At 43.8% G+C, this 12,178-nt stretch carries 14 protein-coding genes; 5 read left to right on the forward strand and 9 right to left on the reverse strand.

Annotated elements, in window-relative coordinates; genetic code table 11:
- Nucleotides 1–10 precede the first annotated feature (10 nt).
- Nucleotides 11–1,216 (reverse strand): S-adenosylmethionine:tRNA ribosyltransferase-isomerase, encoded by a 1,206-nt coding sequence (locus ACOOEY_RS18210; protein ID WP_420386155.1) that lies wholly within the window; start codon nucleotides 1,214–1,216, stop codon nucleotides 11–13.
- 275 nt (nucleotides 1,217–1,491) lie between these two features.
- Between ACOOEY_RS18210 and ACOOEY_RS18215 the strand changes: the two genes are divergently transcribed.
- The gene (locus tag ACOOEY_RS18215; RefSeq protein WP_420386156.1) at nucleotides 1,492–1,851 is read left to right on the forward strand and encodes a hypothetical protein; all 360 of its coding nucleotides are present in this window, start codon (nucleotides 1,492–1,494) and stop codon (nucleotides 1,849–1,851) included.
- A gap of 61 nt (nucleotides 1,852–1,912) precedes the next feature.
- Here the strand turns inward: ACOOEY_RS18215 and ACOOEY_RS18220 are convergent, their stop codons facing one another.
- The 8 genes from ACOOEY_RS18220 to ddlA form a co-directional block, all read right to left on the reverse strand.
- On the reverse strand, nucleotides 1,913–2,803 hold the full coding sequence (locus ACOOEY_RS18220; RefSeq protein ID WP_420386157.1) for a biotin-dependent carboxyltransferase family protein: 891 nt from the start codon (nucleotides 2,801–2,803) through the stop codon (nucleotides 1,913–1,915).
- The gene (gene pxpB / locus ACOOEY_RS18225) at nucleotides 2,793–3,503 is read right to left on the reverse strand and encodes a 5-oxoprolinase subunit PxpB (RefSeq protein ID WP_420386158.1); all 711 of its coding nucleotides are present in this window, start codon (nucleotides 3,501–3,503) and stop codon (nucleotides 2,793–2,795) included. The genes ACOOEY_RS18220 and pxpB overlap by 11 nt, the downstream gene beginning before the upstream one ends.
- On the reverse strand, nucleotides 3,503–4,258 hold the full coding sequence (locus tag ACOOEY_RS18230; protein ID WP_420386159.1) for a 5-oxoprolinase subunit PxpA: 756 nt from the start codon (nucleotides 4,256–4,258) through the stop codon (nucleotides 3,503–3,505). Before ACOOEY_RS18230 ends, pxpB begins: the two co-directional genes overlap by 1 nt.
- 171 nt (nucleotides 4,259–4,429) lie before the next feature.
- A complete protein-coding gene (locus tag ACOOEY_RS18235; RefSeq protein ID WP_420386160.1) occupies nucleotides 4,430–4,837 on the reverse strand; it encodes a hypothetical protein in 408 nt (135 codons plus the stop codon).
- 53 nt (nucleotides 4,838–4,890) lie between these two features.
- A complete protein-coding gene (locus ACOOEY_RS18240; protein ID WP_420386161.1) occupies nucleotides 4,891–5,883 on the reverse strand; it encodes an NAD-dependent epimerase/dehydratase family protein in 993 nt (330 codons plus the stop codon).
- 49 nt (nucleotides 5,884–5,932) lie between these two features.
- Nucleotides 5,933–6,307: a hypothetical protein gene (locus ACOOEY_RS18245; RefSeq protein WP_420386162.1), complete on the reverse strand. Its 375-nt coding sequence runs from the start codon at nucleotides 6,305–6,307 to the stop codon at nucleotides 5,933–5,935.
- 77 nt (nucleotides 6,308–6,384) lie between these two features.
- On the reverse strand, nucleotides 6,385–6,933 hold the full coding sequence (locus tag ACOOEY_RS18250; RefSeq protein WP_420386163.1) for a GNAT family N-acetyltransferase: 549 nt from the start codon (nucleotides 6,931–6,933) through the stop codon (nucleotides 6,385–6,387).
- Nucleotides 6,930–8,000 carry a D-alanine--D-alanine ligase gene (ddlA, locus tag ACOOEY_RS18255; protein ID WP_420386164.1) on the reverse strand — a complete coding sequence of 357 codons (1,071 nt, stop codon included), beginning with the start codon at nucleotides 7,998–8,000 and terminating at the stop codon, nucleotides 6,930–6,932. Before ddlA ends, ACOOEY_RS18250 begins: the two co-directional genes overlap by 4 nt.
- A 114-nt stretch (nucleotides 8,001–8,114) precedes the next feature.
- Here ddlA and ACOOEY_RS18260 point away from each other — a divergent pair, with 114 nt between their 5' ends.
- From ACOOEY_RS18260 to ACOOEY_RS18275, 4 genes are all read left to right on the forward strand, one after another.
- Nucleotides 8,115–8,744, forward strand: coding sequence for a 2OG-Fe(II) oxygenase (locus tag ACOOEY_RS18260; protein ID WP_420386165.1), 630 nt, complete (start codon nucleotides 8,115–8,117; stop codon nucleotides 8,742–8,744).
- Between the two features lie 141 nt (nucleotides 8,745–8,885).
- Nucleotides 8,886–10,172: an Nramp family divalent metal transporter gene (locus tag ACOOEY_RS18265; RefSeq protein WP_420386166.1), complete on the forward strand. Its 1,287-nt coding sequence runs from the start codon at nucleotides 8,886–8,888 to the stop codon at nucleotides 10,170–10,172.
- A 60-nt stretch (nucleotides 10,173–10,232) separates the two neighbouring features.
- Nucleotides 10,233–11,141 (forward strand): endonuclease/exonuclease/phosphatase family protein, encoded by a 909-nt coding sequence (locus tag ACOOEY_RS18270; RefSeq protein WP_420386167.1) that lies wholly within the window; start codon nucleotides 10,233–10,235, stop codon nucleotides 11,139–11,141.
- A 77-nt stretch (nucleotides 11,142–11,218) separates the two neighbouring features.
- Nucleotides 11,219–11,944 carry a hypothetical protein gene (locus ACOOEY_RS18275; protein ID WP_420386168.1) on the forward strand — a complete coding sequence of 242 codons (726 nt, stop codon included), beginning with the start codon at nucleotides 11,219–11,221 and terminating at the stop codon, nucleotides 11,942–11,944.
- Nucleotides 11,945–12,178: the final 234 nt, after the last annotated feature.

Genomic DNA, 12,178 nt, shown 5'->3' on the forward strand with positions numbered 1-12,178 from the left:
TTTTCATTGGTTAGGGCAACAATATTGAAGAGTCACCATAACTTAAAAAGCGGTAGCTGTTATTAAGCGCATGTTCATACACTTTTTTCCAGTCTTCGCCAATGAATGCCCAAACCAATAACATTAATGTACTTCCGGGTTGATGAAAGTTGGTGATTAGTCCCTCACATACCCTGAACTGGTAGCCAGGCATGATGAAAATTTCTGTTTTACCGGTCAGAATCTCTACGCCTTTCTTTGCCATCCACTCTTGCATAAACTGAAAGACTTCTTGTCTTGAAGGTAGTATTTCATCGCTTTCATAAGGTTCCAGCTTTTGTATTGAGAAGTCCTCATTATCCTTCATGAGTCTGATGCCATACCAGTATAGACTTTCAAGTGTCCTCATAGAAGTAGTGCCCACTGCTACTACTCTTTCGGTTTGAGCCAGGGCTTCAATTGTTGCTCTGTTAATTTCAACCTGTTCGGAGTGCATATTGTGCTCGCGGGCGTCAGTGGCTTTTATGGGCTGAAAAGTGCCGGCACTGACGTGCAATGTCAGGTAATTCAGGTTAACCCCTTTTTGACTTAGTTCTGACAACACCTCATCGGTAAAGTGAAGGCCGGCCGTAGGTGCAGCCACTGCACCATCTTGTTTAGAGTATACGGTCTGGTATCGCTCCTTGTCCTCAGGCTCATCGGAACGATTGAGGTAGGGGGGTAAAGGTACTTTTCCGCTGAGCTCAACAATTTCAGCGAATGAGATGGAAGGGTCAGACCAACTAAACTCTATTTGCTTGTTATCACGATCGGCTATTCTGGCTTCCAGCTCTACTGGTTTACCTGATACTTCTAATGTTCTTTTCAGAACTGTATCATCCTTCCACTTTTTGAAGTTTCCTACCATGCATTCCCAGACAACTGGTCCGGATGCCTCCATCATCAGGCTGATGATATGGGTAGGACTTACCGGACTCAACAGAAAGATTTCAATCTGAGCACCTGTGTCCTTCTGAAAAAATAGTCTGGCAGGGATTACCCGGGTATTATTAAAGAAAAGGGTTGTACCTGATTCTAACTGATTAGGCAAGCCTTTAAACCGGGCGTCTTGAATTTGTCCGCTCCTATAGATAAGGAGTTTGGACTCATCGCGCTGTGCCAGTGGGTACTTAGCAATTCTTTCATCGGGAAGATGATAATTGATCTCTTGTAAATCGGGTGCAGAAGGTAATGCCATAATGGGCCGCAAGTTAAATTATGAAAATTTAATGCAGTTCATGTAACCTAAAAAAAGCGGCTGAAACGCTCAAAATGGACAAAACTGTTCACTAGTTTGACCGATTCCGTACACGTTCGTACACCCCTTAAAATGAGTTTTGATATAACTATCTGATAATCAGTAGTTAATATTTTTTGGCATACCGATTGGATAAATACTGGCAGGTCAAAAACAAGGTCGAAAACAAGGTCAAAATTTTCCGCCTACGGGCGGAGCTCAAAATATCAAACAACATGAAAACATTAAATAAAAGTAGAATCTCAGCCGTTGTGGCACTTATGCTGGCAGGCACTATTCTCGCCTCAGCAGCAACTACCCCGATCAATAACCAACCCGTCAATGATAAGGCAGAAGCCACTATCGTTTATGACGAAGATTACCTGGAAGATATTGATGCCTATGTGGAGCAATATCTGGCAGAAGAGGTAGTACAATTCCAGACAGTAGACTACGTTAAGGTGTATGATGACAACCAGCAGTTGTTGGTGGAGGGAGAGAAAGGTAGTCTCAACGAAAATCAGTTAAAGCTTTTGAGACAGGCAGACTTGCTATCAGAATTGAATGGCACTGCCTACTATCAAATAAATCATTAGTTAGTAGTTTTAGTTTAAGGTTGATTAAGGCGATTTCATACGGAGATCGCCTTGTCTCTTTTTAGAGGTCTGATAAACTCACTAACATGAACTTCACTTCGTCACCCGCTTTCATCTGAGCCACAATTGAAAGGTCTTCACTAATCACATTAACAATTCTTGGGTATCCACCCGTTGTCTGGGCATCTGCTGTAAGAATAATCGGCTGGCCTGATTTGGTTAACTGAATGGTGCCTTCCACAATGCCTGACGAAATCTCCTCTCCATTTGGTTGATAGTCTTCAATAGCCCCTTCTAATCGGTAACCCATTCTGTTCGAATCTGCACTCACCTTAAATATCGTCTCAAAGAATGACTGAATTTGCGGCATGGTAAACTGCTCGAATTCAGGGCCTGTTACTACACGGAGTATGTAGCAGGACGAGTAAACAGGTCTGAGGGCGATGGGATAGGTTCTTCTTGGAATGAAATTGGTGATTTGGATGCCAATTTCATCTTTCGCTTTTAGCCTGTTGGGTAGGCCATCTACATTCAGAAGATTAGAAATAGCACTAAAGCTCTTGAGCCATTCATTGGCTTTCCAGACGCCCTTGGCGGCAAGGTAAGTCCTGCATCCCAGAGCGGCCTGATGAAATACCAGGCGATCACCGTCTTTAATATCCAGTGTTTGATACAAAATAACCGGCTTGCCGTTCAGTTCAGCCTGCATGTCTGCTCCGGTGATAGCGATCTGTCCACTCCCTTCAAAAAGTAATTCGGCACCAATCAGCGTCATTTCTATGGTGGGAGTTTCATGAGGATTGTCCAGTAATTCGTTGGCAATTTTGTGAGCCTCTTTGTCCATGGCCCCGCCAAATGGGATTCCGGCATCCTGATGCCCAATACGGCCCATGTCCTGAAGGGTACTGAACAGCCCCGGTTTGACAATATGGATGATGAATCTATTCTCCATGCCTGGCTTCCATAGTATATATGCCGGTATCTTGTTTCAAGGCAATCAGTTTGAATTCATCGGCTGAAACAGCTCTGAACTTCACTTTATCTCCTGAAAAGAGGAGGTTAGGTTCTTCTCTCGATGTATCGAACATGTTCAGGGGAGTTTGCCCGATAATCTGCCACCCTCCGGGAGCGTCTACCGGGTAGATTCCCGTTTGGTGACCGGCCAGTCCCACAGAACCTTTCGGAACGAGTTTTCTCGGGGTTTCTTTTCTATCACAGACCAAAGGTTCGGGCAAGGTTCCCAGGTATGCAAAACCAGCAACGAACCCCAGCATATAGACCCTGTAAGTGGTTTCTGTATGCTTTTGAATAATTTCCTGTTCAGTGAGACCAGTTTTGCGGCTTACTTCTGCCATGTCAGGGGCAAACTCAGGTTCATAACATACCGGGATGGTCACATCGCGCACATAGGCCATTTGGTTGGTTGGTGGATGTGTTGCCAAATCACGAATGAGTTCAGTGGCTTCGGTCATGGTGAATCTGGTTCGGTCAATGCCTACGGTAAGGCTGCAATAGGCGGGTGTGAGGAAGGTGAATGACCTGGAGGCTTTCAATGTATGATAAAGGTTAATCACCATTTGGTTGACCTCCGGATCAATTTTCTTCTCGAATGAGATTAACAGGGCTTTATCACCAAAGGGTTTGACGTCCATTAAAAGTGTTTTTTAGTGATACCTGAAGCCGACAGCTTTTCTGTGATGGTATTCAGAATGGATATGGCTGCCGGATTATCGCCATGTATGCAAAAGCTCTGAGCAGTAACAGGCACTTCTGAGCCATCGAGGCTTAAGGTTTTGCCGGACTGAGAGATAGAGAGTACCTGACTGGCGGCTTTTTCGGCATCTCCAATAACGGCATGTTCCAATTGTCTCGACCTTAACTGTCCATTGGCTTCATATTGTCTGTCGGCAAAGGCTTCAGCAATGAAGATCATGTCCTCGCCCTCAGCAATATCTTTAACCAAACTACCGGCAAGCCCCATTACTTTCAAATCGGGGTTAATCGCTTTAATGGCTTTAACAACAATACGAGCCACCGCTTCATTCCTGGCCATTTCATTGTAAAGTGCTCCATGTGGTTTTACATAGGTCATGGAAACGCCTTTGCTGGCTACAAGTCCCATAAGAGCTGACACCTGATACTTAATGTAGGAGGATAATTCTGCGGACTCCATGGGCAGCACTCTGCGACCAAAGCCTTGAAGGTCCGGATAGCCTGGATGGGCTCCTATCTGTACCTGATGCTGAATGGCCAGGTCGATTGTTCTTTCTATTTGATATGGATCTCCTGCATGCATGCCGCAGGCAATATTACAGGAAGTGATATGTGGAAAAATAGCTTCATCATTGCCTATGGTATAGTTGCCATAGCTTTCTCCCATGTCGCAATTAATGTCGACTGAATTCATGAGCTCCTTTTTCACCAAGTTAACAAAAGCATTTTAAGACTAAGCCAAAGAAAGGAGCAAAATCAGCTGATTTTGCGGAGTGCGGAATTCATCAGAATAGGCGGCTTTTGACAGGGATATTCGGGCCAGATCAGCTTGATCAAAACCATTGTGATCATAAAAAGTAATTCCTTATTGCTGAAGGTCGTAAGGTCCACCAAGAGGAACAATATGACAGCAGTCTTTACCCACCTTAAAATCAGTTTCCAGTACAATTTTGTTATCGATTACACCAAAGAAGCGGAGTATAGTACCTGATTGCCTCAATTGATCCATTTCCAGATCACTTACGACCAGGTAGCTTCCTTCGGCCTGTAGTATGGCGGGATTGCTTTGATAAATCTGACCATTGTCCAGGTTCTTGACATAGTAATGGTCGAGGACTACAGGCTGGCCATTTGCCATGGGGGAGTAAGTTATGTGACGAAGCTCTTCTGTACAGGCGAGATTATCAGGACAGTCTAAAATATCATCCACAGTCTTTTCACCGCAGGAGTACAGTAATACGGCCAATAACAGGAGCATCAGATAAGGTTTCATACTTTTGACTTTTCATTATCACAGACAACCAAAGTCAAACGAAAGTTGGAAAGCTATTGCTTGATGTAGCCGTTTTTCTCGAACCAGATAAATGCCCTGTCCACCGCATCGCGCATCGTAAGATTCGGGGTGTAGTCTAATTCTACCTTGGCTTTATTGCCATCGAGATGTTGTCCTCCTGCCATTACAGCAATGGCAGTGGAACTGATTTTTGGGGCGTCACCTCTAAATAGAGCATACCTGGTTTCTTGAAGCTTGTTCACCAGTTTAGCCATATTGAGTGGAACGGTCTTCTTTAGTAATGGCACCTCAGCACGTTCACAAATTGTAGCTACCAGCTCATCCATATTGGTGTTTTCTCCTGTAATCAGATAGCGTTCCCCGGCCTGTCCTTTCTCCAAAGCATAAAGTAAACCCCGGCCTGCATCTCTGGCTGAAACCACGTTTCTCTCTCCTTTAATGTAAGCTTTCAGGTTCTGATTGGCCAGTTCGACAATTAACTTGCCTGTGGTAGGGCCATAGTCGTATTCACCAAAAGTCATGGAAGGAATACCAATGACCAGTGGCAGGCCATCATTTGCTGCTTCTCTTGCCATTTGGTCCATCAGCCATTTGACCTGTACATAAGGAGCCAGGTTTTCCGGTGCCTTGTCGTATATAGCTTCTTCATTGGCAATTCCATTGGTCACTTTTGGAAGCGCAATGGCACCGCCAACGTATAGTGCTTTTTCTATTTTGGCTTGTTCAATAGCATCGAGGAAAAACTTCATCTGAAGTCTGGCTGTCTTCATCTCCTGAGCCAGTGGACGGGGTACAGTAGGATAATAGGCCGCGCAATTAGCCACGGCATCCAGACCTTCAAATGCCTTGATCAGGCTTCCACGATCGTTCAGATCGGCAATCCTGGATTCATAGCGAAGATCCAGCACCTTGTCTAAGTCAGTGCCTTTCCTGTGTATGAGTACTAATTCGTATTGTCTTATTTGGGCTTCTATGGCAATGTGGTGGCCCAACATGCCTGTTCCCCCGATGATTCCAATTTTCATATAGTTAAGCTAACTAATTGTTCAACCAGCCTGAACTGGTTTAGTTCAATTAGTCATCATCTTCGTCATCATCACCCTGGTCGCTGTAAGGGTCGCTATCGTCTTCATCCATTTCTTCATCCTCATCGCTGTGCTTTTCTTCGTACTCCATTTTGATGTCGTCTTTGAGGTTACCATCATCATCGTAATCATCATCGTCTTCGATGATTTGTTGTGCTTCTTCGATGGTCATTCTGACGAGATAGTATTTCTCTTCAGTTTCGAATGGAAGTGCTGAAACACGCTTGCCTTCTTTGTTGGTGAAATAGATTAGGTTGTCTTCAAAACCTTCCGGGTATTCCAGCTTGATTTGTTCCTGAATGTCTTTATCCAGCTTTTCAAAGTCTTTAATTACTCGCGGTTTCGATGGACTTGGTTGGCTCATAGCAGTTAGATTTTGAAAGCAATATCACTGTTATTGAGAAAAAATCAACAAGTGGGAAAAAAAATCTGATGGATTTTTTAGTAACCAGGGCCTAAAAGGTCGATATCTGACAGAAAACCGGGTTGAGAGTTGGGATAGATCATGATATAGGGGTCCCAAAACGGATTCTGCTCAGGTTGATCATGCAGTGAGTTCACAATTCGATTATCGATAGTTCGGCAATTAAGCTTATGATAAAAGCCAGGAACTCCCGTTTGGAAGAGAGAAAGGGTGAACTCTTCATCGTCTACTCTGGCAAAGGCAGCCTGTACCAACATGGCCCCAAGGCCATTACCTTTGAATTGTGGATGCACACAAACCGCTCCCAGTCCCATAATCGTTTGTCGTTGCTGGTCGGCTGAAATTTCACGGGGAAACGACTCCGCATATCCGATCAGCTGATCTCCATCATAGATCATGTGACAGAACTTACCGGGGTTTCTATGGAGAAAATCTTCTATTCTGCTTCTTTCGGTAAATTCAGCCGGTTTGGTTTCCGGCCAGGTCAGGTCTGTCAGCGCATTGATTTCCTGAATGGCCGATTCTTCAATCAGACTGACAGGTACTGTGGTAACGGCATAATTCATTTAACTTCTCTTGCTTTTATGTTCAGTGAAGCGTCTTTTTCGTGTTTGGTCAGAGCCAGTTCAATCAGCAGGCTTAAGAGCTCCTGATATCCGATACCTGTGGCTTCCCACATCTTCGGATACATGCTTATGTTAGTGAAGCCCGGGAGGGTATTGATTTCATTGATCATGATTTCACCTTCCTGTGTCACAAAGAAATCGACTCTGGCCAGTCCCTGACAACCCATAGTCTGGTAAGCCTTCACAGCGATCTTCCTTACTTCATCAATTTGATTTTCAGTGATCGATGCCGGGATTTGAGTGCTGGAAGCGTTTGAATCGACATACTTCGATTCAAAGTCATAGAAATCGGTATTGGTAATGATTTCACCCGGGAGAGAGGCTTTGGGATCTTCATTTCCTAAAACGGAACATTCCACTTCCTTGCCTATGATCAGTTGTTCGATTAAGACCTTGTGATCGTAGGTAAGCGCCTGCCTGATTTTTTCATTGTATGCACTTTCACTGGAAACCTTATATACCCCAACAGAAGAGCCCAGATTAGCGGGTTTAATGAACACAGGCATACCTAATTCCTTTTCTACCTGATTGTAAGAGGGGATGCTTTGGTTGGTAGCCATTAGATAAGGAGCGATGTTAATATCTGCATCTCTGAGGAGGCGCTTGGTTACATCTTTGTCCATACAGGAAGACGCTGCGAGCACATCACAACCTACAAAGGCCAGATCTGCCATTTTAAATAAGCCCTGTATAGTACCATCTTCTCCAAAGACCCCGTGTAATACCGGAAAAGCGACATCGAGGGTTGTAATAACCTGTCCATCAACCAGGCTGATTAATTCTGTTTTAGGGCTGCCGGGAATCAGGCTGACTCTCGTGCCAGCTTGGTCGGTGTCAATCTGGTTTTCATCAATCAACCACCAGTGCCCTGCGGTATCTATTTTGATTACATAGAGGTTAAAGGGACTTCGATCCAGGTGTTTGAGTATACTTTTGGCTGAGAGGATGGATATTTCATGCTCTGTGGATTTGCCTCCAAAAATGATGGCCAGATTCTGTTTTGACATGGACGTTAAATAAAAATTCAATTAAGGTAAGAACGTGCAAATTTCACATTCTGATAAGAGATTATTTGAAAAGTTCTTATCACTTTTGCCAAGTTTTTTACGGTAGTAAAACTGTTGAAAAGTATTACTGAAGAGCAGTGGATTGACTGGGTTGATGCACTTGCCGCCAATGACTACGTGGTTATTGATGATTTTCTTGATGATGACACCTATAGACTACTGAGAAACTTCTTTCTCAATAAACTGGGGCATGACGAGTTTGATCCGGCCGGTATAGGAGCGTTGAGTGAACATCATCTTGACACGAGCAGAAGGGGAGACCATGTCTATTGGCTTGACAGTGAAGTTGACCAAAACCTGGCTGCCATCTTTGAGCTGATCCATGAACTTATAGCTAAACTCAATAGGTACTGCTTTTTAGGAATAGCTGATTTTGAATCCCATTTAGCTTATTACCCCAAAGGCACATTCTACGAGAAACACCTTGACCAATTTAAGGCCAGAAGTAACCGACTGATTTCAATGATTATCTATTTGAATGAAGGCTGGCAACCCGGAGATGGTGGAGAACTCAAGCTATATCATAATGATGAAGAAAAACTGGTAGAGCCCATTGCTAAGCGTCTCATCCTTTTTAAAAGTGATGTGCTGCCACATGAGGTATTAACCACTAACGTGGGCCGATATAGTTTAACGGGCTGGATGTTGAAAAACCCCTCAGACCTGGGCTTCCTGTTGGGTTGATAGTTATCTATGCTACCAATCACGGTGTCCTTACCGTGATCTTGATGTAGTCATATTTATGGATCAAACCCCAATCTTGACAGATTGAATCGCTGAGGAGATAACCGAACCAGTTCAAAACAGAAATTAGTATCTTCCGCGATGAAGTCTAAATTCTGGAACTATCTGTTCTGGCTGGTCATAGCCGCTGCGTTTATTGGTCCGGGTACAGTTACCACTGCCGCATCAGCCGGAGCCAATTATCGGTTTCAGTTACTTTGGGCACTTTTATTTTCTACCCTCGCTTGTCTGGTAGTTCAGGAGGCAGCAGCCAGAGTTACCATCGTTTCCGGTAAAAGTCTCGGCCAGGCCATAAAACAACGCTTTTCCCAATCTGCTTTTGTCTGGTTTATTGGTATATCTATCTTTTTAGGTTGTCTGGCCTATGAGGCCGGTAATATACTAGGAGCTATTTCAGGACTTGCTGTATTGAAGTTGGGTATTCCCCAATGGATATTTACCACTATCATAGCTGTCGTTTCGTTTCTATTGCTATTCTTCGAAAAGACTAAATCAGTCCCCCAAATCTTAGGTGCATTTGTGGCGATTATGGGCGTAGGGTTGTTCTATGCAGCATTGAGTTTTGGTTTGCCCTGGGGAGAAGTTCTGAATGGCCTGGTAGTCCCTCGTTTACCTGATAACTCCACTCTTATTGTACTCGGGTTGATAGGCACCACTATTGTTCCTTATAATATATTCCTGGGGTCTGGCCTGGCAGAAGGGAAGGAGTTGAAATCAGTTCGTTCCGGACTGATCTTTTCTATCCTTCTGGGTGGACTCGTTTCAATGGCGGTGTTGCTGGTAGGGACCAGCCTGGATGGTCGGTTTAACTTCGATATTCTTTACGAAGAGTTGGTCTCAGACCATGGCCCTTTTATGGGGTATATCTTTGCCTTTGGTCTTTTTGGTGCGGGATTTACTTCAACGATTACAGCTGCTTTGGCCGGAGCATTGACAATCAGAAGTGTCCATCCTAAAGGAGAGACATGGTCGAACCAGTCGAGGCAGTTCAGAAGCCTTTGGGCCGTGATTATCATCATAGGTTTTGGCATTGGCATCAGTGGTATCAGACCCATTCCAGTGATCATTGCAGCACAGGCGGCTAATGGATTTATTTTACCGATTCTCACTTTCGCTCTCTGGGTTCTTACTAATAGTAAAAGACTGGGGCAGCATATGAATGGCATAGGCTTAAACCTGGCCATGTTCATCACGTTGCTGGTCACTTCTGTCTTAGGTTTGATCAATGTGTCGAAGGCCTTTCATTCTGCTATTGGTGAAAGCTTTGCTTTTTCCGGCCTGAACCGTAGCCTCATCATTGCGCTGGCTCTGGTGTTTACTGCTCTTGCTCTCTGGACAATCCAAAAGGAAAGAAGAGTTAACATATAGTTGATCTTAATATCAAATCTTTTTGTAGCCTCTGACTTTCTAAGCCTTTAAATTTGCGCCATGCAAAAAAGATACTGGCTTTTCGGACTATTGTTGATGGCTCTTGTAGCCTGTGGAGAAAGTGGAGGAGATACAACGCCTGCTCCGGATAATGATGATGACCTACAACCTGTAGATTATGAGAATTGCCTGGTAGCAGTAGGCAGTCAAACTCTTGAAGTAGTGACCTGGAACGTGGAGAATTTTCCTGTAATAGCCACAGCAGTAGAAAGAGTAGAGCAGATCGTTGAAGACTTTGATGCCGATATTATTGCTCTTCAGGAAATCAGGTCGGTTAGCGACTTTAATGCCATGGTTGATGCCCTCGAGGGCTGGTCAGGACAAGTGGTGCATGTAAGTGGAAGCAGCCAGCGATTGGCCTATCTCTACAAAGACAGTGAAATCACAGTGTTGGAACAACCGGTTAACCTCTATGCAGAATCTACGACCGAAAACGATGATGCTTTTACTTCTGTTAGAAGACCTCTTTATGTGAAGGTGCAACACAACAGTGGCTTGATACTCAGTCTGATTAATGTTCACCTGAAATGTTGCGATGGCTCCGAAGATCGCAGAAGAAGTGCTTCTCAACTGATCAAAACTTATATTGATGATAATCTGGCTACTGAGAATGTCATTGTCCTGGGCGATTTCAATGATGAAATTGTTGATGCCTCTGATAATGTTTTCCAGAACTTCATTGATGATGCGAACAACTATGAATTCGCTACGATGGAAATTGCTGCAGGACCAGATACCGAATGGTCATATCCATCCTGGCCAAGCCATATTGATCAGATTCTTATTACCAATGAGCTTTTCGATAATGAGTTGTCTACACAGACCTTGAAACTGGATCAGTGCTTTTCTGAATTCACCAATACCGTTTCTGATCACAGACCGGTAATGATTCAACTCTCAACTAACTAATAGGTATTATTGAGTAAGTAAGTTGCCAATCTTTTTGGCACGGCAATTGGTAAAAGTCTGCGTCAACAACTCAAAATATGATGATGCACAAACTCAAATTATCAATCGCCTTATTTTTTGTGGTCCTGGGTGTGGGCCGTGTTCAGGCACAGGAATTCGCAGAGCCTTTCGCTGATTTTTTCAGCATGAAGGAGTGTTTCGTAATTACCAACTCAGGTGAGGAGATTCATGGGAAATTAAGAGGAGCCACTCAGTCAAGAGGCTTCATTGTCAGGCTAACGCTAGTGGATGAAGAGGGTAGAAAGCATAAGTTCAAAGCCCATCAAATCCAGAGCTTTGGTATTCGTCCGGATGCTTTTACTAAGCTCAACACCATTAACGAAAAGACAACCAGTATCCGTCATGCCGCCAGAACTAACTACAATAACATTCTGGACAGAGAATGGATCTATTATGATACCCAGGTGATGCCAAGAAGCAAGAAGAAGGGTATGCTACAGTTGCTCAATCCTGGAATGGACGAATTCATCAAGGTTTATTATCACCCCAATGGATCGAAGTCTATGCCTATTGCTATAAAAGGTATACCTGTGGTAGGAGGAGAGGAGAGAACTTTTCTGGTGGTTAAAGGAGATGGTGATACTCAAATCGTTAGAAAGGCATCTTTTGAAAAGGCATACAGAAGCATCTTTGCGGATGTACCGGAAATGCTGGACGTGAGAAATCCACATTTCAGAAATTTTGCCAATCACATTGTTAATTACAATGAGCTGAGGTATAAACAGCTAATGGCAGAAAAGTAGATAGAACCGCCCCAGGGCGGTTTTTTTATTTCATTAGGTTTTCTACCTGTCGTGATAAGGGTTCTGCAACTATGCTTATGAATACTGCCTAAGCCGCCAATCGCAGTGTCTCCATCGTGATTTTGTTATTGTCACTTATTTACTTTTTGATTCCGTAGCGAATTGTTGGGATCGGGTCTGGAATAGAGGCAGAGGGTACCGATTCTGCTGAAATATTAACTATATGATTGTGTT

It is taken from the genome of Roseivirga sp., assembly GCF_965216855.1.
GTDB lineage: Bacteria > Bacteroidota > Bacteroidia > Cytophagales > Cyclobacteriaceae > Roseivirga.